This is a genomic window from Aquabacterium sp. (assembly GCF_036273115.1).
Taxonomy (GTDB): Bacteria; Pseudomonadota; Gammaproteobacteria; order Burkholderiales; family Burkholderiaceae_C; genus Aquabacterium.
Genome location: NZ_DASUIN010000017.1, coordinates 68,161 through 89,464 on the forward strand (window position 1 = coordinate 68,161; position 21,304 = coordinate 89,464).

The window sequence follows — 21,304 nt, forward strand, 5'->3', positions numbered from 1 at the left end:
GTGCCGACTATACGACCGAAGCGCGCCGTTATTCGTGTGCAACACTGGGGAGTCCATTAATTGCAGATTCTCGGTCAGTGCCCGATAGTGCTTGATCCAGCGCAAGAACTGCCCCCTGTTCTCCGGCTCAATGTCTTCCTCGTCTTGCCGATGGTCTCAGGCGAGGGGGAGTCTCAACAGCATGAATCGTCGCGAATTTCTGTATTCCACGCCTTGGGTCTGCGGCGCTGCGCTTGGACTCGCGGCGGGCTTGAGTGCGTGTCAGCGGCCCGTTCAACCCATTCGTGTCGCCTCCAACGTCTGGCTGGGCTACGAGCCCATGTTCCTGGCGCGCGAACTGGGCTTTCTGCCGGAATCGGCAGTCCGCCTGGTTGAGTTCCCTTCCAATACGGCCAGCCTGACGGCTCTGGTGAATCACGAAGTGGCTCTCGGGGCCCTGACGCTTGATGAATTTCTGCTGGCCCGTGAAGGCGGGCTGGATTTGCGAGCGGTGCTGGTGTTTGATGAATCGAATGGGGCCGATGTGGTGTTGGGCGGGCCGAACGTCCGGAATCTGGCGGACCTCAAAGGCAAGCGCATCGGGGTTGAATCCTCAGCGGTCGGGGCATTGATGCTGACCAAGCTGCTCGATGTGGCCAACCTCACCGCGGCCGATGTGGTCAAGGTCGAGGTCACGCTGGAGCGGCATGGCGACGCCTTCCGCAAAGGATTGGTTGATGCCTTGGTGACCTTCGAGCCCGTTGCGTCACAGTTGGTGGGGGAGGGGGCTCGTCGCTTGCTGGACAGCAGCCGATTCCCCGGGCTGATTGTCGATGTGCTGGTGGCGCATGCCTCCGAGCTGATTCGATCCGGTGAGCAGGTCCGGCAACTCCTGGCGGCCTACTTCCAGGCGCTGGACTATTGGCAGGCGCGGCCCCAGGACGCGGCCCGCCTGATGGCGCCGCGCCTTCAACTCTCGCCTGATCAGGTGGTGGCCTCGTTTGCGGGCATCAACTTGCCCGATCTGGTCGGCAATCGGTCGTGGCTGACCGGGGGGCACCCTCGCTTGCTGTCGGCCGCGGAAACGGTTGGCGGCATCATGCAGCGCACTCGGCTGCTCAGGGCTGCGCCCAACCTGACGAATTTGTGCGATGCTCGATTTTTGCCGGAGTCTGCATGAGGCAGCAATCCCTTCGCGTGGTCCTGCCCTTGCTGTTCGTCGTCGCCCTGTTGGGCCTGGCGGGCGCATCCTTGACCTTGGCCCTGCACCAGCGACAACATGAGTTGACTGAAGAGTCTCGGGTCAATCTGCTCGGTGATGTGGCGCGCCTGGCGCGGCTGGCCGATCAGGGCTGGCCCGCCGAAGTGAATCTGATTTCAACGGATCTGGCCCAGATTGCCAGTCGCCCTCAGGTGGTGGTTGCGGTGCTCTTTTCCGAAGGGGGCGACGTCTTGTTGGCCCACCGCATGGCCTGGCGAGGGCGAACGGTTCAGGATGTCTTGCCCGATCTGGAGTTGGCTCGGGTGGCCAAGGTGGCTCGGGGTCGGATGCCTGATTGGCGCCTGACGGCCGATGGCAATCGGATGGATGCATTGCAGTCATTCGACTTGCCGTCGGACGATCACGAGGTTCGCAGTAGTCGGCGAGGATTGGCTTATGTGGTCTACGATCTCAAGACCAGTCGTGAGATCGCGCGCTATGACGAAGCCATGAAGCGCTTGCCAGATATGCTGGGGTTGTTGCTGCTCTTGGGGCCTCTGGTGTGGTGGGTGAGCCGTTATGTGACCCAGCCGCTAGGCCGCCTTGATCACGCTGCCACCGCCTTGCGTCGCGGGCAATGGCATGCCGACATCCCCCGTGGGGGCTTCGCCGAAATCGATCACCTCTCGACCGCCTTCGAGTCATTGCGACAAGATCTGGCCGCCACGTGGCGCGCCATGCCTGACCTGATGTTCGAGATGGATGCGCAAGGCACCTATCTGCGCGTGGTGGCCTCGCGGCCTGAGTTGCTGGCACACGGCACAGCCGATGATTTGGTGGGCAAGAGGCTCGACGAAGTCATGCCTGCGGCCACCGCGCAGGTGGTGCTGCATGCGTTGAGAGAGGCGGGCGAGACGGGGGGCGTCTGGGGGCGCGAGTTGTCTCTGGATGTGCCGGCAGGGCAGCGTTGGTTTGAAATTTCAGTGGCCAAGAAAATGGGGGTCGACGGTGCTGCGCCGACTTTCCTGGTCCTGTCGCGCGATGTGACCGAGCGCAAGCAGGCGCAAGGTCGGCTGGTTCAGCTCAACGACGAACTGGAGCAGCGGGTCTTGGCTCGGACCTCGGAGCTGCTGACGGCCAAGAACGAGGCCGAGCGCGCCAACCAGTCGAAGACGGAATTCCTGTCGCGCATGAGCCATGAGTTGCGGACGCCATTGAATGCCATTCTGGGATTCGGTCAGTTGCTCGAGCTCTCATTGCGCGACAAGCTTCAGCAGGACCATGCACGCCAGATCATTCATGGCGGCAAGCATCTCTTGGCCTTGATCAATGAGGTGCTGGATCTGGCCCGAGTCGAGTCCGGTCAGATGAGCGTGAGCCTGGAGCGTGTCGGGGTGTTCGACCTGGTTCAGGAGTGCCTGGATCTGGTTCGGCCTCAGGCCGAGGCGCGTCACGTCACGCTGCATGCCAGTACCTGCGAACCCCGGTTGCAGGTCATGGCCGATCGCATCCGACTCAAGCAGGTGCTGCTCAATCTGCTGTCCAATGCGATCAAGTTCAATCGGTCAGGTGGCGAAGTGCGTGTCAGTTGCGTGCTGGAAGACCATGCTCTGCTGGTTCATGTGACCGACACCGGGCCTGGCCTCGATGCCGATCAGCAGGGGCGCTTGTTTGTGCCTTTCGAGCGGCTGGGCGCCGATGCTCAGCAAATCGAAGGCACCGGGATCGGGTTGGCACTCAGCAAGCGGCTCATGGCATTGATGGGCGGCGCCATTGGCGTGACCAGCCAGCCCGGTTTGGGTAGCACCTTCTGGGTTCGCCTGGTGCGTGCGGCCGACGATGTCTTGCGTGGTTCGGTCGAGGCCATTCAGGCCCCGGCTGCATCGCAGACGCCGTCGTCGGCGGCGGTGCAAGCCACTCGCACGGTTTTGTGCATCGAAGACAACCCCAACAATTTGCAGTTGATCGACAGCGTGCTGGGCATGCTGCCCGAGGTTCGGCTGATCAGCGCCATGGCGCCAGGCTTGGGGCTGGAGTTGGCTCGGACCCACCAGCCCGACCTCATCTTGCTGGACATCAACCTGCCTGACATGGATGGCTATGCGGTGATGCAGTGCTTGCGAGAGCACCCCTTGACCCAGTCCATTCCGGTGGTCGCGGTCAGCGCCAACGCCATGCCCAAAGATCTGGAGCGGGGGCGCGCTGCCGGCTTTGCCGATTACGTGACCAAACCCATCGATGTGGGCCGCTTGCTGCGGGTGGTTGACCAGCTGACCAGCCGCGGTCGGCCGGCGCGTCCGCTGGACTGGTCAATCTGAGGCCTGAAGGGCCTTGGCCTCGGGGGCCGACTTGCTCATGCGTCGGGCGTGCTCGATGCAGGCCTCGTAGATCATCAGCGAGTTGCGCAGCACGTGCTCCAGTGGGGCGCGGCATTTGTCGGCCACCCACTGTGCCGCGATGTGGTTGTTGGCTCCCACCAGCCCGTTGGCGATCTGCAAGGTGTCAAGCCCGAATCGATCCATGCCGGGGAACTGCTGCTGCATGATGCCCGTAATCAGGTGCGCAAAGTCCTGATTGGTTTGCGAGGTGTGCTCGTACATCAACTCGCCCACGGTGAAGGCGTCAATCAGCATCACCCGCGCGCGGTGCGGATCTTCGCGAATGAACTCGTAAAACGTGCGCAGGCCGGCGGCGGCCAGCTTTTCCGGGTCTGGCGCGCAGTGAGTCAGCGACATCACGGTGGCTTGCATCAGCTGTTTGCTCACCGCGGTGTAGACCGCCCGGAACAAGTCTTCCATGCCTTCGAACGACTCGTAGAAGTAACGCGAGGTCAGTTGGGCCTGCCCGCACACATCGCGCACCGTCGATTGATGAAACCCCTTTTGTCCGAAGACCACCAGCCCGGCTTCGACCAGGCGCTGTTTGCGTTGGCGTTGGCGCTCGTCTGAGTCGATGCCGCCATAGCGGCGGCCACTATTCCCCGCATTACCGGGGGAGGGTGGGTTAACCCTATTTTTGGAAACAGGCATTGTCAGATATTATTTTTTGAAACCGGTTGTTGTCAGATGGCGTCAACCGAGGAGACAAACCCACCACAAGGATGACGCTCAACCGGAGCGAAAGCTTTCAACTGTATACGGGTCACATCTTGCCTCAGGTTCAAGGTGGCGCCAATGCGGTTAACGCCCGGTTTGATCTGAATCGAAGTCCGAAAAGCCGATGAAAGAGTTCAAAAACAAGGTGGCTGCGGTCACCGGGGCCGCCTCAGGCATGGGGCGTACGCTCGCATTGAATCTGGCCAGTCGTGGCTGCCATCTGGCATTGAGTGATGTCAACTCTGCCGGTTTGGATGAGACGGCTCAGATGGCGGCCAAGGCCGGCGTCAAGGTCACGACCGCCCTCGTCAACGTGGCCGATCGGGAGCAGGTGTACGCCTGGGCCGACAGCGTGGTGCGCGATCACGGACGGGTTCATCTTGTTTTCAACAACGCCGGCGTGGCGTTGGGTGCGACCATCGATTGCCTCAAGCCAGACGACTTCGAGTGGATCATGGGCATCAACTTCTGGGGGGTGGTGTGGGGCACCCAGGCCTTCCTGCCGCACCTGAAGGCAGCCGGCGAGGGCCACATCGTCAATACCTCCAGTTTGTTTGGTTTGCTGGCGGTGCCGTCCCAAGGTGCTTACAACGCCAGCAAGTTTGCTGTGCGCGGCTTCACCGAAGCGCTGCGGCAGGAGCTTGACATTGACCAGTGCGGCGTCAGTGCGACCTGTGTGCACCCGGGCGGTATTCGCACCAACATTGCCATGGCAGCACGCATTGACCCGGGCATGGCGGCCAAGACCGGGGTGGATCCGGACGTGGCCCGCAAGCGCTTTGACAAGATGCTCAACACCACCTCGGCTGACAGCGCGGCCAAGCAGATCTTGCGTGCGGTCGAGCGTAACCAGCGGCGCGTGCTGGTGGGGCCTGATGCCCGCTTCCTTGATAAGGTGGTTCGCCTGTTCGGCGCCCGCTATCAGCCGCTCACCACCTTGTTTGCCAAGAAAGGCATGATGGGGTGAGCATGGGGGCAGCCATTCATCAACGGTTGACGCCGTCTGAGTCGACCGCCATCAACGAGCCCATCGTGCGCCACTATGTGCCAGGCGATGACTGGCGCGAGGTATGGCTGTCGCGGGTGCTGAAAGCCGGCTTGTTTGCTTCGTTCAAACCCGTCATGCGGCCGCCGGTGCCCGTGCAGGTTCAGCGGGCGGTCATGCATGCCTTGGCTGTGTCCATGCCAGGGGTGGGTGGCGTCACCATTCGTCACGACACGCTCAACGGTCTGGCCATCGAGCGCATCACGCCCAAAGGGGTTCAGCCCCGGCATGCCATCTTGTATCTGCATGGTGGGGCTTTCTGTGTGGGCAGTCCGCGCAGCCATCGCAGCATCACCACGCGCCTGGCGCAACTGGCGCAGGCCGAAGTATTCGTGCCGCACTATCGGCGCATTCCCGAGCATCCCTATCCAGCTCAGATCGAAGACACCCTGCAGGCCTATCGTCGCGTGCTGCAGGCCGGCTACCCCGCCAAGCGAGTGGCTGTGGCGGGGGATTCGGCCGGGGGCACCCTGTCGTTTGTGCTGCCGGCGGCGGCAACCGCTGCGGGCTTGCCTCGACCTGCTGCATTGGTGTTGATGTCGCCGGCGTTGAATCTGAAATTCGATTCAGTCAGTGCGCGCGAGCGCGCCCGCCGCGATCCTTTGATTCATCCGTCGTGGGTCAAGCAGGCCGTCCACTGGTTGCAGATGCCTCACCAGCATCCCTTGGGTAACCCGCAAACACTGGAGTTGGCGGCCTACCCACCCAGCCTGGTTCAAGTGGGCGAGGACGAGGTTCTGCACGATGACTCGATCTGGGCGGCGCAAGCCCTGGCCCAAGCCGGGCGGCACGCTGAACTGGAGGTGTATCTGAAGCGCTGGCACGTGTTCCAGGTGCACGGTGCCTTTTTGCCTGGCGCCCAAGCCGCGCTGGTGCGCCAGGTGGAGTTCATGTTTCAACACTGGGCCCGTTGAAGAGACGGCCCAGTCGACACGGTTTCATTGCTTGTCTCTCTCTGACAATGCTTTCACAAGGCCCCTCGGGGCCTTGCTTTTTTTGTGCCGTCAGCTGAAGCTGAAATGCTCGTTGTCCATCTGCATGACCGCGCGTGTCGGGGCCAACATGGCCTTCTTGTGGCCGTCAGCGCGCGGCAGCAGTCGCTCGAAGTAGAACTCGGCGGTCTGAATCTTGGCTTTGTAGAACTCGGCGGGTTCCTGTCCTTTGCCCGAGTTCAGCAACTCTTTGGCCTTTTGTGCCTGTTGGGCCCAGAAGTAGCCCATGGTCACAAAGCCCGAGTACATCAGGTAGTCGTAGCAGGCGGAACTGACCGTGTCGCGGTCTTTGGCGGCGCGCAGCATCAGGCGGGTGGTGATCACGTTCCACTGCACGGCGCGCTTGGCCATTTCACGGGCCATGCGTCCAACAGGGTCCCCATCCAGGCAATGCTTGGCGGCGAAGCCCAGCATCTCCTTGGTGAAGTCGCGTACGCACTGACCACGGGTGGCCAGCAACACTTTGCGGCCCAGCAAATCGAGCGCCTGGATGCCGGTGGTGCCTTCATACAAAGTGGCAATGCGCGCATCGCGGGCAATCTGCTCCATGCCATGCTCTTTGATGTAGCCGTGGCCCCCAAACACCTGCATGCCCAGGTTGGCGGCTTCGAGTCCCATCTCGGTCAGGAAGCCTTTGAGAATGGGCGTGAAGAAGCCCAGCTTGTCGTCATAGCGGTCGTACTTGGCCTGGTCCTTTTCCAGAATGCCATTGACCATGTGGTCGGCCAGCTTGGCAGCGTGGTAGATCATGGCGCGACCGCCTTCGGCCACGGCCTTCTGGGTCAACAGCATGCGGCGCACGTCGGCATGCCAGATCAGGGCGTCGGCGATCTGGTCGGCGTCTTTCTTGCCTGACAGGGCGCGCATGGAGCGGCGCTCCATGGCGTAGGGCAGCGAACCTTGGTATGACAGTTCGGCATGAGCCACGCCTTGCACGGCAGTGCCGATGCGGGCGGTGTTCATGAAGGTGAACATGGCTTCCAGGCCTTGATTGGGCTGGGCAATCAGGTAGCCGGTGGCCTCATCAAAGTTCATGACGCAGGTGGCCGAGGCGCGAATGCCCATTTTGTGTTCCAGGGCGCCGGCTTTCACGGTGTTGCGCGGCCCCAGGCTGCCGTCGGCCTTGACCAGGAATTTGGGCACGATGAACAGCGAAATGCCCTTGGTGCCCTTGGGCGAATTGGGCAGGCGTGCCAGCACGATGTGCACGATGTTGTCAGCCAGATCGTGTTCCCCTGCAGAGATGAAGATCTTGGTGCCCGTGATCTTGTAGGAGCCATCGGCCTGGGGCTCGGCCTTGGTCTTGACCTGGCCCAGGTCGGTGCCGCACTGGGGCTCAGTCAAGCACATGGTGCCGGTCCATTCACCGCTGACCAGGCGCGGCATGTACAGATCCTTCTGTGCCTCCGAGCCGAATTGCATGATGGTGTTCATGCACCCCAGGCTCAGGCCGGGGTACATGGTGAACGACCAGTTGGCTGTGCCCATCATCTCCGACTTGATGAGGTTCAGCGACATGGGCAATTCCTGGCCGCCGTACTGTTTCGGATGCGACAGGCCCTGCCAGCCGCCCGCCACGTACTCGGCGTAGGCCTCCTTGAAGCCCTTGGGGGTGGTGACCACCCCATCGTCAATGGTGCAGCCTTCCTGGTCGCCGCTCAGGTTCAGCGGGGCCAGCACTTCTTCGCAGAAGGTGGCGGCACCCTCCATGATGGCCTCGACCATGTCGGGAGTGGCGTCGGCGCCGTTGGACAGCTTGGCGTAATGACCGGGGTAGTCAAATACCTCGTTCATCAGGAAGCGCATATCGCGCAAGGGGGCTTTGTACTGCGGCATGGGGCACCTCTATCAGAAGCAAACTCAATCGATCGCACATTTAAAACGATCGTTTGAAATTGCGCGACCCCCTGCATGAACATTGCTGCCGCGATGGGGAATAAAAGGTGTCTGGCTCGACTGGTCAATGCTCCGTGGAAGAGACGGTTTCATCGCGGGGTCATGTGGCACGCACGTTGCTTGTATACAAGCGGGTACATCAGATTTTCTGGTGGATGCAACGCAGTGGTGCAAGGAGAAGCGAATGGCTAACGGGCAATGGAATCGTCGTGACTGGATCATGGGTGTCGGCGCCGCCGGCGTGGGAACGGGCTTGATGGGCTTGTCGCCCTTGGCTTTGGCGCAGAAGCCGCTGACCATCGGCATGATCTACGTCGGCCCGAAAGACGACTTCGGCTACAACCAGTCTCACTACGAAGCGGCCATGGCGATCAAGGCCATGCCTGGCGTGAAGATGGTGGGCGAAGAAAACGTGCCCGAAACCCAGGCTGTGCAAAAGACCATGCAAGGCATGATCTCGCAGGACGGGGCGACCTTGCTGTTCCCCACCTCTTTTGGTTACTTCAATCCGCATATTCTGGAAGTGGCCAAGAAGAACCCCGATGTGCGCTTCTCTCACTGCGGCGGTTTGTGGGATGCGGCCAAGCACCCCAAGAGTGTCGGGAGCTTCTTTGGCTACATCGATGAGTGCCAGTACCTCAACGGGGTCATCGCGGGGCACATGACCAAGTCCAAGAAGATCGGTTTCATCGCTGCCAAACCCATTCCCCAGGTGCTGCGCAACATCAATGCGTTCACCTTGGGGGCGCGATCCGTCAAGCCCGATGTGACCTGTTCGGTGATCTTCACTGGCGACTGGTCCATGCCCGTGAAAGAAGCCGAGGCCACCAACAGCCTGGCCGACCAAGGGGTCGATGTGTTCACCATGCACGTAGACGGTCCGAAGGTGATCGTCGAAACAGCCGCCAAGCGCGGCAAGTATGTCTGCGGCTACCACGCCTCCCAGGCCAAGCTCGCGCCTAATGCGTACTTGACCGGTGCCGAATGGAACTGGGTCACGCCTTACAAACAGGTTGTCGAGGCGGCGATGACAGGCAAGCCGCACCCTAACTTCCTGCGTGGCGGTTTGAAAGAAGGCTATGTGAAGACCTCGCCCTACGGTGCCATGGTGCCGGAAGGGGCCCGCAAGCAAGCCGACGCAATCAAGGCGGCCATGCTCAAAGACGAGTTTGAAATCTTCAAGGGCGAACTCAAGGACAACACCGGCAAGGTGGTGATCCCCAAGGGCACCACCATGAAGCAAACGGATGTGGTCCTGGAGCAGATGAACTACCTCGTTGAAGGTGTGATCGGCAAGATCTGATCGCGGTCGCTGTCAACCGAAAGGCGCTCATGAACTCCTTGCGTTGGGCTGCGGTCTTTGATGCCATCGTGCTGCCCCTGCTGGCTCTGGCGGGGGCGGTGCTGATGTTTGGTGGCTTCGTGTGGCTGGGCGGGACCGATCCGATCGAGGCTTGGAGCCTGCTGTTCAAGGGCGCCTTTGGTGATGCCTTCTCCTGGCAGAACACCCTGCAACGTGCCGCACCGTTGATGTTGACGGCGCTGTGCGTGGCCATTCCCTATCAAGCAGGCTTGATGGTGATTGGGGGGGAGGGGGCACTGGTGTGGGGCGGGCTGGCCTGTGCAGGTCTGCCCTACTTGTTCGTGCCCCCGGTTGGCGTGTCGGGCACCGTGGCGGTGCTGTTGGCGGGGGCTGCGGCTGGGGCGCTGTGGATGGCGCTGGTCGGGGTCTTGCGGCAGTACCGTGGCGTCAACGAAACCATCAGCTCCTTGCTGATGGGGTATCTGGCCATTGGCTTGTTCAAGCATTTTGTCGAGGGGCCCATGCGCGACCCGCAAAGTCTGAACAAGCCCTCGACCTTGCCCTTGCCCGTGGATGCGCAACTGGGCCTGATTCCTGGCTACGAAGTGCACTTGGGCTTGGTCATTGGCGCCGTGGTCTGTGTGCTGGTGGGCTTGTGGCTGTACGGATCTACCCACGGCTTTGCGACCCGGGTGGTCGGCGGCAATGCACGCGCTGCGCGCTTGGTGGGCTTGCCGAGTGACCGACTGGTCATCACGGCTTGCGCCTTAGGTGGGGGGGCTGCGGGGCTGGCTGGCGGCATTGAAGTCGCGGCAGTCCACACCGCGGCCAACACTTCCTTGATTGTGGGCCTGGGCTACACCGGCATCCTGGTGTCTTTCGTGGCGCGGCATAACCCGATTGCCGTGATCCCCGTGGCGATTTTGTTTGGTGGTTTTGGCGCCGCCGGCAGCCTGCTGCAGCGTCGCCTCGATTTGCCAGATGCCTCGGTGCTGGTGTTGCAAGGCTTTGCCTTTGTGCTGATTCTGGCCAGCGATGCCCTGCGCGGCAAGCTGGGTGAGGGGGTGATGCAGCGGGCCAGCCGAGCACCTGCTCAAGTGGCCCATGAAACCAGCCGGCAACGCCTGGCGAGAGAGCGGGCCGAGCGTTCTGCCGCAGCCCCCCGAAAGGAAGCCGCATGAGCGATGTCTCTTTATGGGCCGATGTGGCGCTGGCCGTACTGGGTGGCGCCGTTCGAGTCGGCACCCCCTTCCTGTTTGTGAGCCTGGGCGAGTGCCTGACCGAGAAATCCGGGCGCATCAATCTGGGATTGGAAGGGGTGCTGGTGTTGTCTGCGATGGCGGCGTTTGGCGGCGCGTACTGGTCAGGCTCTGCCTGGGTGGGCGTTGGCGTTGGGGCCTTGGTGGGGGCGGCGCTCGCCCTGTTGCACGGCTTGCTGTGTTCGCTGCCGCGCGTGAACGACATTGCCACGGGCATCGCCTTGATGTTGCTGGGGGCGGGACTGGCCTTCTATTTGGGCAAACCACTGATCCAACCCCAGGCGCCCCAGATTCCGTCGTTCGAGTGGGGCGCGTGGAGTGATTCGGCGCAAGTGCAGGCGGCCTTGCGCATCAACGCGCTCTTTCCCTTGGGGGTGGTGCTGGCCGTGGCCATGGCGTGGGCGTTCGCCAATACACGTTGGGGGCTCATTGTGCGCATGGCGGGTGACAGCTCGGATGCGGCGCGTGCCTTGGGCTATTCGGTGAACACGGTGCGTGTGTTGGCCACCACCGTGGGTGGGGCCATTGCGGGCATTGGCGGCGCGTCCTTGTCTTTGTATTACCCAGGTAGCTGGAATGAAGGGCTGTCGAGTGGGCAGGGCCTGATTGCCGTGGCCTTGGTGATCTTTGCGCGTTGGCGCCCCATGGCTTGCCTGGGGGCGGCCTTGTTGTTCGGCGGTGCCGGTGCTTTGGGGCCTGCGCTGCAATCGGTGGGTATGGGCTGGGGCTATCACCTCTTCAATGCCATGCCCTATGCCCTGACCTTGTTGATTCTGGTGTGGACCTGCAGCCCCAAGCGCGCCTTGCAAGGTGCGCCCATGGAGCTGGGGGTGTCGCGTTGATCTGGATAGGAGTGCAGACATGAGTGGACTCGGTGGCCTGAACAAAACCCCGTCTGGCATGACCTTGGGGCTGGTGCAATTGCAATTGCCAGTGGTGGAGACGCCCTCGCAACTGGCGGCCCAAACCCAGCGCATCGTTGACATGGTGGGCAAAGCGCGGCGCAGCTATCCAGCCATGGATCTGGTCGTGTTTCCCGAGTATTCGCTGCACGGCTTGTCCATGAGCACCGCAGACGAGTTGATGGTGACGCTGGATGGACCCGAGGTGGCCGCCTTCAAAGCGGCTTGCGTGGCCCATCGCATCTGGGGCTGCTTCTCCATCATGGAGAAGAACCCGGGCGGCAATCCCTACAACACCGGTCTGATCATCGACGACCAGGGGCAACTGCAGCTCTACTACCGCAAATACCACCCTTGGGTGCCGGTGGAGCCGTGGGAGCCCGGCAACATGGGCATCCCCGTCATCACAGGGCCACGGGGTGTCAAGCTGGCGCTGATCATTTGCCATGACGGCATGTTCCCGGAAATGGCGCGCGAATGTGCCTATCAAGGCGCCGAGTTGATGATTCGCACGGCGGGCTACACCGCACCCATTCGCCATGCTTGGCAGATCACGAATCAGGCCAATGCCTTCCAGAACCTGATGGTGACGGCCAGCGTGTGTTTGTGCGGCAGCGATGGCACCTTCGACTCGATGGGCGAAGCCATGGTGTGCAACTTTGATGGCACGGTGATGGCCCAAGGCGGCGGACGCCCCGACGAAATCATCTGTGCCGAGATTCGCGCCGATCTGGTGCGAGAGGCTCGTCAGCACTGGGGTGTCGAGAACAACATCTATCAGTTCTTCCACCGTGGCTATGTGGCCGTGAAAGGCGGGGCGCAGGACTGCCCCTATACCTTCATGCAAGACATGGTGGCCGGTCGTGCCCGTTTGCCTTGGGAAGACCAGGTCGCGCACACCGACGGCCGCGCCTGTGGCTTTGATGCGCCCACGCGAACGTTTGAGGGCGAGATGCCCAATCTCTTGACTCCCACCATTGCCAAGCTTCAGGAGGCCGCATGAGCCAGCCCGCCAGCACCTATGTCGATGCCCAGCCTTATGCCTGGCCCTACAACGGCGACCTGCGCGTCTCGAACACGGCCTTGATCATCATCGACATGCAGACCGACTTCTGTGGTCCCGGTGGTTATGTCGACAAGATGGGCTATGACATCACAGCCACACGTGCGCCGATTGAACCGATCAAAGCGCTCTTGGCTGCCGCGAGACAGGCTGGCATCCTGGTCATCCATACCAGAGAGGGCCACCGGCCCGATCTGAGCGATCTGCCCGCCAACAAACGCTGGCGCTCGCGCCAGATTGGCACCAATGGCGTGGGCATCGGCGATGAGGGCCCCTGTGGTCGCATCCTAGTGCGCGGTGAACCCGGGTGGGACATCATTCCTGAGTTGTACCCCATTGATGGCGAACCCATCATTGACAAGCCGGGCAAGGGCTCGTTCTACGCCACCGATCTGGAACTGATCCTGCGTACCAAGGGCATCGACAACATCATCCTCACAGGCATTACCACCGACGTGTGTGTGCACACCACCATGCGCGATGCCAACGACCGCGGCTTCGAGTGCGTGATGCTGACCGATTGCACCGGCGCCACCGACCCCGGCAACCATGCCGCCGCCTTCCAGATGATCAAGATGCAGGGCGGAGTCTTTGGGGCCGTCTCAGACTCCAAAGCGGTCATTCGGGCCCTTCAAAGTTTGTGAGGTGAGACCATGACCGCGCCACTGGACCCCGCCCCCCCAAAGACCGGGGCCTTGGCCCTGTCGACCTACCAACTCACCAAACGCTTCGGCAGTTTCACGGCGCTGGACAACGTGTCCATTGATGTCAGGCCGGGCACCGTGCACGCTTTGTTGGGTGAGAACGGTGCAGGCAAGAGCACCCTGGTCAAGGCGATTGTGGGCTATCACCAGCCCGATGGTGGGGCTGTGCTGATTGATGGGCGCGAACATGCCATCACCTCACCGGTGGTGGCCCGGCAGTTGGGCATTGGCATGGTCTACCAGCACTTCACCGTGGTGCCAGGCATGACCGTGGCCGAGAACCTGCTGCTGGCCAAGGGCGAGCTGCCCGCCTTCATTCCCTGGCGCAAAGTACGGGCCGAATTGGAGGCTTTCCTGGCCACCACCCCGTTCAAGCTGGATCTCGATGCACGCCCGGTGGACCTCTCCGCAGGCGAAAAGCAAAAGCTGGAAATCCTCAAGCAGCTCTATCTCAAGCCCCGCCTCTTGATTCTGGATGAACCCACCTCGGTGCTGACACCTCAGGAGGCCGATGAAGTCCTGGGTGCCCTGCGGGATCGGGCTCATGCGGGGGAGGTGTCGGTCATCATGATTTCGCACAAGTTTCGCGAGGTGATGGAGGTGGCCGACGACGTCAGTGTGCTGCGCCGAGGCACCTTGATGGGCAGCCATCGCGTGGCGGATACGAACCCGACTCTGTTGGGTGCCGAGATGATGGGGCAGACCGCAGGCAGCCCCTCGGCCCCAGCCTCGGCGATGGCAGAAGTGGCATCGCCTGCCGGTCCCATGTCGCGTGAGCCCTTTCCCCAAGCCCCCATGCGCCTGCGGGTGGATCGATTGTCCGTTCTGGGTGACCGGGGTGACCTCGCGGTCAAGGATCTGTCAGTCAGCGTGCGTGGGGGAGAAATCGTCGGCGTGGCCGGCGTATCGGGCAACGGCCAGCGCGAGTTGATGGAGGCCCTGGTGGGGCAGCGCGATCGCGCTGGTGGGACGGTGTGGATTGGCGAGGAACGCTACCAGGCGCGGCGCGAACAGAACCAACGCCTGCATGTGCGCAGCTTGCCGGAAGAGCCTCTGCGCAATGCCTGTGTGGGTGGCTTGAGTGTGGCCATGAACATGGGTTTGCGACGTTTTGATCAAGCCCCTGCGGCTCGCTTGGGCTGGTTGCGTACCAGCGTGCTGACCACCCAGGCGCAAGGCCTCATTGAGGCCTACAAGGTCAAGACACAAGGGGCGGGGGCGCCAATCCGATCCCTGTCGGGCGGCAATGTGCAGCGCGCGGTGTTGGCGCGAGAGTTGGAGGGGCAGGTCGATGTGCTCCTGGTGTCCAACCCGGTCTTCGGTCTGGATTTTGCTGCTGTCGCCGAGATCCATGCCCGCATCATGGCCGTGCGCAATCAGGGCGGGGCTGTGTTGTTGTTGAGCGAAGACCTGGATGAACTCCTGAAATTGGCCGACCGCATTGTGGTCATGAGTGAGGGGCACATCGTGCACGAGTGCGATGCCCACGAAGCCGATCGCCACGTGCTGGGCACCTTCATGGGCGGGCATCACCATGCGCCCTCATCCGGCACACACAAGGAGGCCGCATGATTTGCCGTGTCGATGCGCAACCCTTTGCCTATGCCTTTGACCCTGCGCACACGGCGCTGGTCATCATTGACATGCAACGTGATTTCGTCGAGCCGGGCGGCTTTGGGGCCTCTCTTGGCAACGACGTGACGCCGCTGCAAGCCATCATCCCGACGGTTCGCCGGGTGCTGGACACCTGGCGCCAGATCGGGGCCTTGGTCATCCATACCCGCGAAGCCCACTTGCCCGATCTGTCTGACTGCCCCCCAGCCAAACGACAACGCGGCAACCCCAGCTTGCGCATTGGCGATGCAGGGCCGATGGGGCGCATCCTCATTCGCGGTGAACCGGGGCACGCCATCGTGCCCGAACTGGCCCCCATCGAGGGCGAGTGGGTCATTGACAAGCCAGGAAAAGGGGCCTTCTATGCCACCGGTTTGCAAGAGCGATTGGAGGGGGCGGGCATCACCCACCTGATCTTCATGGGGGTCACCACCGAAGTGTGTGTGCAAACCTCCATGCGAGAAGCCAATGACCGAGGCTACGAGTGCCTGCTCATTGAAGATGGCACTGACAGCTATTTCCCCGCCTTCAAGGCCGCCGCCATCGAAATGATTCGGGCACAAGGGGCCATCGTCGGTTGGACGGCGATGAGCGAGGCGCTTCTGGTCGCTTTGCTCGGGGAGGCCGTGTGAGTCTGACACCTGCTGACATCGATAACCCTGTCGTGCACAGGGAAGTGCGAGCGTGTTTCGATCGGTATGAGCAAGCGCTGATGGCCAATGATGTCCAGGCCTTGAATGATTTTTTCTGGCAAGACCCGCGTGTCACGCGCTACGGCATCGCAGATCGGCAGCATGGCCATGATGAACTCGTGGCTTATCGCCAATCCGTGCCAGCCCCTCAGTTCACGCGTCAATTGCATGCCATTCGGATCAGCACCTGGGCGCGGGACATGGCTGTGGTGATGTGCGAGTTCACCCGCAGCGATACCGAACTTCGTGGTTTCCAGACCCAAACCTGGGCTCGATTGCCGAATGGTTGGAAAATCGTGTCTGCGCATGTCAGCATGATTCCTTGGCCCACACCATGACCCTTCCCGAGCGCGCCGGTACCCTCGCGACGCTGCCCATTGGCGCAGGTGCGTCGCTGGCTGACCGCGCCTACGTCCACATCAAGCAGTTGATCTTCGATTTCGCCTTGCTGCCAGGCGATCGTTTTTCTGAAGGAGATCTGGTTGGCCTGGTGCAAGTCAGCCGCACACCTTTGCGACAGGCCTTGCAGCGCCTGCAGCGCGAGGGCTTTCTGCAGGTGTTTCCCAAAAGCGGTTGGCAGGTTACTCCGCTGGACTTCGAGGTGTTTGATCAGTTGTATGACCTGAGGGTGCTGCTTGAAACCCATGCGGTGATGCGTCTGTGTGAAGCCGAGGATCGGCCCTATCTGACTGAGCTGGCCGAGGTCTGGCTCGTCAAGCCGGCTGAGCGTCTGATGGTCGGCGGGGCGGTCGATCAACTCGATGAGGCCTTCCATTCGGCGCTGGTGCACGCCACGGGCAACCAGGAAATGCTCAAAGTGCACAGCGACATCACTGAGCGCATTCGCATCATTCGCCGGCTCGATTTCACCAAGGTCGCGCGGGTGGAGGCCACTTACGATGAACACGCTCGGATCTTGCGTGCCATCAGTCGGCGCAAGGCCGACGAGGCGGTGCGTCTGCTCAAGGCGCACATCGAGCACAGCAAGCTGGAAGTGCGTCACATCACCCTGGACATGCTCTATCAGGCACGCCAGCGCGCGGCAGACGTCAGAAGCGTGGCAGGTCTTTGAGCGCTGCTTCTAAAGCCGGCGAGCGCCCCGTCGGTCCACCTGGGCCGGGGCGTGTTTCTCCGCAGCGGCTCAGCATGGGAATGGCCTTGCCGGGGTTCAGCAGCCCCAGCGGGTCGAATGCCGCTTTGAAGGCCAGCATCTGTGCGCGTTCGTCGTCGCTGAACTGCACGCACATGGCGTCCAGTTTCTCGATGCCCACGCCGTGCTCGCCCGTGATCGATCCGCCCAGCGAGACCGCCGTGCGAAGGATGTCGTTGCCAAATGCCTCGGCACGACGCAGTTGGTCAGCGTCGTTGGCGTTGTACAGAATCAGCGGGTGCATGTTGCCGTCGCCGGCGTGAAACACGTTCACGCAGCGCAAGCCGTAGGTCTGCTGCATGCCTTGGATGGCTTGCAGCATGGTGGCCAGTTGCTTGCGTGGAATGGAGGCGTCCATGCACAGGTAGTCCGGGCTGATGCGGCCCGTGGCCGGGAAGGCGTTTTTCCGGCCGCTCCAGAAGCGCAGGCGCTGGGCTTCCGACTGGCTCAGGTCGACTCGGGTGGCGCCAGCCGCCTGCAGCACCGAGGTCAGTCGCGCGATCTCTTCTTCGACTTCTTCCGTTGTGCCATCGCTTTCCACCAGCAAGATGGCTTCGGCCTGGAGGTCATAGCCGGCATGCACGAAGTCTTCCACGGCTTGCGTCATCGGACGGTCCATCATTTCCAGTCCGGCCGGAATGAGGCCGGCGCCGATGATGGCGGCCACGGCGTTGCCCGCTTGGCTGACGTCGTCAAAGCTGGCCAGCAGGCAGCGAGCCACCTGCGGCTTGGGTAGTAGGCGCACAGTGACCTCGGTGACCACCCCCAGCAAGCCCTCGCTACCAATGAAGGCTGCCAACAGGTCGAGCCCGGGCGAATCCAGGGCCTCGCTGCCCAGTTCGAGCACGTCGCCTTCTATGGTGAAGCCGCGAACCCGCAGCACGTTGTGCACAGTCAGCCCGTATTTCAGGCAATGCACGCCCCCGGCGTTTTCCGCCACATTGCCGCCAATGCTGCAGGCAATCTGACTGCTGGGGTCGGGGGCGTAGTACAGGCCGTGCTGGGCCGCTGCTTCACTGATGGCCAGATTGCGCACGCCGCACTCGACCACGGCCGTGCGGCTCAAGGGGTCGATTCGCACAATACGGGTCAGGCGCGCCAGTGACAGGGTGACGCCCATGCTGTCTGGCATGGCCCCCCCGGACAAACCGGTGCCTGCCCCCCGGGCCACAACTGGTACCTGAAGGGCATAGCAGGCCGCCAGCACGGCGCCCACCTGCTCATGGTTTTCTGGCAAGGCCACCGCCAGCGGTCTGCGGCGGTAGGCGGTCAGGCCATCGCACTCGTAAGGCGCAACCGCTTCGTCTCGCCACAACACGCTGTGTGCGGGCAGCACCTTCAGCAAAGCGGCGACAACAGCCTGCTGGCGAATCGAGCGTTGGGTGGCGTCAACCGGTGCGTTGCTGGGTGCGTCCGGCGGCTGCGGGAGGGTGACCGTGGTGTCCATCTGCGTCACTTTAACCGCAGCGCCGAGCGCCGTCATCGAGGTCAAAGCAACATGAGGTCGGGAATGCGTCCCAACATGAGGGCGTCGCGCGCATCAATGGCCAGACTGTGCCCGTACCCTTGGAAACGGTATAGGCGCCCCGTGAGGCTTGACTGGACGCTCAACGTACCTTGTCCCAGAAACTTGGCGCAACGCGTGCCGCTGGGCGTCTGGGGAGAGCCCAGAGCTCTGCGGGCAGGGGCGACCTTTGGCCGCGGCGGGGGCATGCCAGCGGCGCTGGGGTGGCCAAAGGGAATGGGCTGGGGGCGGTTGGGGGTTCGAGCGATCATGGCGGCATCCTGAGCTGTGGGCGGGGCGGCTGAAGCCCAGGCAGTGTCTTGCTCGGGGCAGCGCTTGGCCATCCCCCTTGGGTGGGAGTGCTCCTAGGGATGGTCGGCTCGTTCATCCAACGGTATCCTGATCCGGTCAGGAAGGTTGTATATGGCTCCGATTTCGATCTGTCGTGCGGTGGTTCAGGATGCCCCGCAGATCAGCGCCCTGATTGCCGGTGTGGCGCGCTATTTCACCGTCCATCCCCAGGGGTTGGGCGCAGAGGCCTTTCTGGTCGGCATGAGTGCTGACGCCATTGCCAGCTACATTCAGGACCCGGGCTTCGTTTACTTGGTTGCACGGGCTGAAGACGGCAGCCTGGCTGGCGCTGCGGCGCTGCGGCACGACAACCATCTTTTCCATCTGTTTGTGGCCCCCGCATGGCAGCGTTTAGGCGTGGCCACGCAATTGTGGCGTGCCGTTCGCGATCTCGCCGATGAGCAGGGCCGAACCAGCCGTGGTTTCACCGTCAATGCCTCGCTGTATGCGGTGCCCTTTTACGAGCGCATTGGCTTCGCCCCCTCGGGGCATCGCGTTGAGTCTCGCGGCATTGCTTTCGTGCCCATGACCATGATGGCGCCCGGGCTCAGCCCCACACTGTGAGGATGCCGGTGTAGCCGAAGAGGTGATGGCGGGCAATTTCGCCGCCGGCGAAGAAGCCCACCATCGGGATCTCGCCCATGGCGTGGGCCAGCAGGGCCATTTCGGCGTGCGGTCCACCGAAATGCTGCCCGCCTCGGCCTGCGCAACTGATGTAGAGGCCACCTGCAGGGCCATCCTGCTCGGCTTGGTCCTGCGGGTCAAACTCTTCGCGCACTTCGGCCGCCATTCGGATCAGATCCTGCCGGGCGGCATTCACATTGCGTTTGCAAAAGGCCATGCGCATGCCAGGCTCCACCAACTCGCCCATGGCCACGCCGTGACGATTCGGGTCCAGCCCGATCAGGTGGCGCACTCGGGTGTCGCCGCCAAAGTGCTGTCCGTGTGCCATGAGATCCGAGTCCGCATCGGTCAGCCCGACCAGGGTGTTGCGGATGCGTGGAATCGCTTCGCGTTCCCATCCTTCTGTGGACAGGTCTGCCAGCAGGTTGAGATCTTGCAGCAGGCATCCCAGAGCCGGCTGGCCATCGAGTTCATAGACCACATTGCGGTCAGCGTCGGTGATCTCCCGGCTGGGGCCAATGGGGATACAGCCCTGGGTCATCCGACTGACCAACTGGGCTTGTGCGCTGAAGCTCACGCCGGACAGGCCGCCTTCCCATACGCCGGTGTGTTCGGCAGGCAGCGGCCGAAGGGGGTCGACTGCCAGATGCACGGCCGCGTGCCGACCGACCGTGATGCCGCCAAACAGGTAGCCGCTTCGGGTTCGATCGGCCAGTTCCTGCAGCAGGTCAGGGAGGTCGGGAACCTGAGAGTCGGCGTGGACCAAGGCCGAGTGCGGCACAAAGCCCTGGGCCGATTGCTCTTTCAGCGGCTGACAGCCGTTGAAGATCTGAAACTCCTGGCGCGGCAGGTTGCACACCATCACGGCCAGGGCCGGCTCATCGAAATACTCGACGCCGGTGGCCAGCACGCCCACGCCACTGGCGCCCACCCAGGCCACATGCGGCAGGTGCTGGCGCAAGGCATGCAGCACCGCTTTGGCTTGTGGGGCCAACTCGTCGGTCAGATAGCACCATCCCAAGGTTGGCCCCATGGCCTCCACCCCGCGCGAGGCCAGTTGCGCCCACACCAGTCGCACCGCCATGTCGGCTTGCGGGTGGGTAGCGTGCGCATGAAGGAACTGCAGCGGGGGGTGGTGCATAGAGTCTGGGGGCGAGAAAACAGGTGTTGCGGGGTGGGTGGGCTGCGCTCAGTCGGCCTGGCCGCCCGACTTGGGCTTCTGGCTCTTGGGCGGGTGTGCCGCGCCGCCGCGTGCTGCCCCCCGTTTGCCTGCCGGCTTGGCGGCCGATTGAACGGCTTCGGCTGCGCTGGCCGCGGCTGCCGTAGCCGAGGCGGCTGCCTGGGCCATGGTGTTGGTCGCAGCTGAGCCTACGTCGACGCCAGCTTGCGCGGCCTGGCTGGCCAAGCTGGTGAATTGCTGGGTCAGTGTGTCCCACCATTGCATTGGGTTGATGCCTTGTCCCCCCGCCTCGGCAGAACTTGCCGCCTGTTCAGGTTCGGCTTCGGCTTCGGGCTCAGTGCTCGCGCGCTCGGTGGCCGCAGCGCGCGCTTTGAGCGACTCGCGCAAGGCATCCATTGACACATTCATGCCCTTGAGGGTCGACAGCGTCATGCGCTGGACCTCCAGACCCTGAATGGTCATGGCGATCATGCGGGCGTTTTGCTCCAGCCAGAACTGCACCGTCTTCAAGTCGGTGATGCGCTTTTCCAGTTCTTGTGGGTCGAGCGTAGGCATGGTCCAAGCCCCTAAGCCGCTCATGGGGGATGCGGTGCCGGCGGTGGCGCCGGCCTGGGGCATGCCGGGCATCGCACTGCCGGCGGCTTTGATCCAATCCTGGAAGAAACCCAGCCCGGCGGTGAAGGGGTTGGCGCCCTGGCCCGCGTTGTCAGTGGAAGAGGTGGACTGGGAAGAAGAATCTGCGCTCATCGT

19 protein-coding genes are annotated in these 21,304 nt (G+C 62.5%); 14 read left to right on the forward strand and 5 right to left on the reverse strand.

Going from position 1 to position 21,304, the window contains the following annotated elements:
* The first annotated feature begins 181 nt into the window (after positions 1–181).
* Together VFW72_RS06635 and VFW72_RS06640 are read left to right on the forward strand one after the other, a co-directional pair.
* Positions 182–1,159, forward strand: a complete 978-nt coding sequence (locus VFW72_RS06635; protein WP_329673494.1) for an ABC transporter substrate-binding protein — start codon at positions 182–184, stop codon at positions 1,157–1,159.
* Positions 1,156–3,498 carry an ATP-binding protein gene (locus tag VFW72_RS06640; RefSeq protein ID WP_329673495.1) on the forward strand — a complete coding sequence of 781 codons (2,343 nt, stop codon included), beginning with the start codon at positions 1,156–1,158 and terminating at the stop codon, positions 3,496–3,498. Before VFW72_RS06635 ends, VFW72_RS06640 begins: the two co-directional genes overlap by 4 nt.
* Here the strand turns inward: VFW72_RS06640 and VFW72_RS06645 are convergent.
* The gene (locus tag VFW72_RS06645) at positions 3,490–4,209 is read right to left on the reverse strand and encodes a TetR/AcrR family transcriptional regulator (protein WP_329673496.1); all 720 of its coding nucleotides are present in this window, start codon (positions 4,207–4,209) and stop codon (positions 3,490–3,492) included. The two genes, VFW72_RS06640 and VFW72_RS06645, sit on opposite strands and share 9 nt — an antisense overlap.
* 190 nt (positions 4,210–4,399) lie before the next feature.
* Between VFW72_RS06645 and VFW72_RS06650 the strand changes: the two genes are divergently transcribed.
* Together VFW72_RS06650 and VFW72_RS06655 are read left to right on the forward strand one after the other, a co-directional pair.
* Entirely contained in the window at positions 4,400–5,242 is an 843-nt protein-coding gene (locus VFW72_RS06650; RefSeq protein ID WP_329673497.1) for an SDR family NAD(P)-dependent oxidoreductase, read from the forward strand.
* Positions 5,243–5,244: 2 nt separating this feature from the next.
* A complete protein-coding gene (locus VFW72_RS06655; RefSeq protein WP_329673498.1) occupies positions 5,245–6,234 on the forward strand; it encodes an alpha/beta hydrolase in 990 nt (329 codons plus the stop codon).
* 90 nt (positions 6,235–6,324) lie between these two features.
* On the opposite strand, the gene VFW72_RS06660 is transcribed toward VFW72_RS06655, so the two are convergent.
* A complete protein-coding gene (locus tag VFW72_RS06660; protein ID WP_329673499.1) occupies positions 6,325–8,148 on the reverse strand; it encodes an acyl-CoA dehydrogenase C-terminal domain-containing protein in 1,824 nt (607 codons plus the stop codon).
* 244 nt (positions 8,149–8,392) lie between these two features.
* On the opposite strand from VFW72_RS06660, the gene VFW72_RS06665 reads away from it, so the two are divergent.
* Genes VFW72_RS06665 through VFW72_RS06705 form a run of 9 tightly spaced genes read left to right on the forward strand, consistent with a single transcriptional unit; the run spans position 8,393 to position 16,817 of the window.
* Positions 8,393–9,511 carry a BMP family ABC transporter substrate-binding protein gene (locus tag VFW72_RS06665; protein WP_414638781.1) on the forward strand — a complete coding sequence of 373 codons (1,119 nt, stop codon included), beginning with the start codon at positions 8,393–8,395 and terminating at the stop codon, positions 9,509–9,511.
* 29 nt (positions 9,512–9,540) lie between these two features.
* Entirely contained in the window at positions 9,541–10,692 is a 1,152-nt protein-coding gene (locus VFW72_RS06670) for an ABC transporter permease (RefSeq protein WP_329673500.1), read from the forward strand.
* Positions 10,689–11,612 carry an ABC transporter permease gene (locus VFW72_RS06675; RefSeq protein WP_329673501.1) on the forward strand — a complete coding sequence of 308 codons (924 nt, stop codon included), beginning with the start codon at positions 10,689–10,691 and terminating at the stop codon, positions 11,610–11,612. Before VFW72_RS06670 ends, VFW72_RS06675 begins: the two co-directional genes overlap by 4 nt.
* A 19-nt stretch (positions 11,613–11,631) precedes the next feature.
* Positions 11,632–12,675, forward strand: a complete 1,044-nt coding sequence (locus tag VFW72_RS06680) for a formamidase (RefSeq protein WP_329673502.1) — start codon at positions 11,632–11,634, stop codon at positions 12,673–12,675.
* On the forward strand, positions 12,672–13,379 hold the full coding sequence (locus VFW72_RS06685; protein WP_329673503.1) for an isochorismatase family cysteine hydrolase: 708 nt from the start codon (positions 12,672–12,674) through the stop codon (positions 13,377–13,379). The genes VFW72_RS06680 and VFW72_RS06685 overlap by 4 nt, the downstream gene beginning before the upstream one ends.
* 9 nt (positions 13,380–13,388) lie before the next feature.
* A complete protein-coding gene (locus tag VFW72_RS06690) occupies positions 13,389–15,011 on the forward strand; it encodes an ABC transporter ATP-binding protein (protein ID WP_329673504.1) in 1,623 nt (540 codons plus the stop codon).
* A complete protein-coding gene (locus tag VFW72_RS06695; protein WP_329673505.1) occupies positions 15,008–15,685 on the forward strand; it encodes an isochorismatase family cysteine hydrolase in 678 nt (225 codons plus the stop codon). Before VFW72_RS06690 ends, VFW72_RS06695 begins: the two co-directional genes overlap by 4 nt.
* On the forward strand, positions 15,682–16,083 hold the full coding sequence (gene hpxZ, locus VFW72_RS06700; protein ID WP_329673506.1) for an oxalurate catabolism protein HpxZ: 402 nt from the start codon (positions 15,682–15,684) through the stop codon (positions 16,081–16,083). Before VFW72_RS06695 ends, hpxZ begins: the two co-directional genes overlap by 4 nt.
* Positions 16,080–16,817: a GntR family transcriptional regulator gene (locus VFW72_RS06705; protein WP_329673507.1), complete on the forward strand. Its 738-nt coding sequence runs from the start codon at positions 16,080–16,082 to the stop codon at positions 16,815–16,817. Before hpxZ ends, VFW72_RS06705 begins: the two co-directional genes overlap by 4 nt.
* On the opposite strand, the gene VFW72_RS06710 is transcribed toward VFW72_RS06705, so the two are convergent.
* Positions 16,795–18,342: an FAD-linked oxidase C-terminal domain-containing protein gene (locus VFW72_RS06710; RefSeq protein WP_329673508.1), complete on the reverse strand. Its 1,548-nt coding sequence runs from the start codon at positions 18,340–18,342 to the stop codon at positions 16,795–16,797. The genes VFW72_RS06705 and VFW72_RS06710 overlap by 23 nt on opposite strands.
* 480 nt (positions 18,343–18,822) lie before the next feature.
* On the opposite strand from VFW72_RS06710, the gene VFW72_RS06715 reads away from it, so the two are divergent.
* Entirely contained in the window at positions 18,823–19,314 is a 492-nt protein-coding gene (locus VFW72_RS06715) for a GNAT family N-acetyltransferase (RefSeq protein WP_329673509.1), read from the forward strand.
* On the opposite strand, the gene VFW72_RS06720 is transcribed toward VFW72_RS06715, so the two are convergent.
* Positions 19,298–20,515: an FIST signal transduction protein gene (locus VFW72_RS06720; protein WP_329673510.1), complete on the reverse strand. Its 1,218-nt coding sequence runs from the start codon at positions 20,513–20,515 to the stop codon at positions 19,298–19,300. The genes VFW72_RS06715 and VFW72_RS06720 overlap by 17 nt on opposite strands.
* A 48-nt stretch (positions 20,516–20,563) precedes the next feature.
* A complete protein-coding gene (locus VFW72_RS06725; protein ID WP_329673511.1) occupies positions 20,564–21,301 on the reverse strand; it encodes a PhaM family polyhydroxyalkanoate granule multifunctional regulatory protein in 738 nt (245 codons plus the stop codon).
* Between the last annotated feature and the right edge of the window lie 3 nt (positions 21,302–21,304).

What these genes read in the sequence shown, in the direction of transcription:
- VFW72_RS06635 (WP_329673494.1), top strand. Translation starts at nt 182, where the DNA reads ATGAATCGTCGCGAATTTCTGTATTCCACGCCTTGGGTCTGCGGCGCT.
- VFW72_RS06640 (WP_329673495.1), top strand. Translation starts at nt 1,156, where the DNA reads ATGAGGCAGCAATCCCTTCGCGTGGTCCTGCCCTTGCTGTTCGTCGTC.
- VFW72_RS06645 (WP_329673496.1), bottom strand. Translation starts at nt 4,209, where the DNA reads ATGCCTGTTTCCAAAAATAGGGTTAACCCACCCTCCCCCGGTAATGCG.
- VFW72_RS06650 (WP_329673497.1), top strand. Translation starts at nt 4,400, where the DNA reads ATGAAAGAGTTCAAAAACAAGGTGGCTGCGGTCACCGGGGCCGCCTCA.
- VFW72_RS06655 (WP_329673498.1), top strand. Translation starts at nt 5,245, where the DNA reads ATGGGGGCAGCCATTCATCAACGGTTGACGCCGTCTGAGTCGACCGCC.
- VFW72_RS06660 (WP_329673499.1), bottom strand. Translation starts at nt 8,148, where the DNA reads ATGCCGCAGTACAAAGCCCCCTTGCGCGATATGCGCTTCCTGATGAAC.
- VFW72_RS06665 (WP_414638781.1), top strand. Translation starts at nt 8,393, where the DNA reads ATGGCTAACGGGCAATGGAATCGTCGTGACTGGATCATGGGTGTCGGC.
- VFW72_RS06670 (WP_329673500.1), top strand. Translation starts at nt 9,541, where the DNA reads ATGAACTCCTTGCGTTGGGCTGCGGTCTTTGATGCCATCGTGCTGCCC.
- VFW72_RS06675 (WP_329673501.1), top strand. Translation starts at nt 10,689, where the DNA reads ATGAGCGATGTCTCTTTATGGGCCGATGTGGCGCTGGCCGTACTGGGT.
- VFW72_RS06680 (WP_329673502.1), top strand. Translation starts at nt 11,632, where the DNA reads ATGAGTGGACTCGGTGGCCTGAACAAAACCCCGTCTGGCATGACCTTG.
- VFW72_RS06685 (WP_329673503.1), top strand. Translation starts at nt 12,672, where the DNA reads ATGAGCCAGCCCGCCAGCACCTATGTCGATGCCCAGCCTTATGCCTGG.
- VFW72_RS06690 (WP_329673504.1), top strand. Translation starts at nt 13,389, where the DNA reads ATGACCGCGCCACTGGACCCCGCCCCCCCAAAGACCGGGGCCTTGGCC.
- VFW72_RS06695 (WP_329673505.1), top strand. Translation starts at nt 15,008, where the DNA reads ATGATTTGCCGTGTCGATGCGCAACCCTTTGCCTATGCCTTTGACCCT.
- VFW72_RS06705 (WP_329673507.1), top strand. Translation starts at nt 16,080, where the DNA reads ATGACCCTTCCCGAGCGCGCCGGTACCCTCGCGACGCTGCCCATTGGC.
- VFW72_RS06710 (WP_329673508.1), bottom strand. Translation starts at nt 18,342, where the DNA reads ATGGACACCACGGTCACCCTCCCGCAGCCGCCGGACGCACCCAGCAAC.
- VFW72_RS06715 (WP_329673509.1), top strand. Translation starts at nt 18,823, where the DNA reads ATGGCTCCGATTTCGATCTGTCGTGCGGTGGTTCAGGATGCCCCGCAG.
- VFW72_RS06720 (WP_329673510.1), bottom strand. Translation starts at nt 20,515, where the DNA reads ATGCACCACCCCCCGCTGCAGTTCCTTCATGCGCACGCTACCCACCCG.
- VFW72_RS06725 (WP_329673511.1), bottom strand. Translation starts at nt 21,301, where the DNA reads ATGAGCGCAGATTCTTCTTCCCAGTCCACCTCTTCCACTGACAACGCG.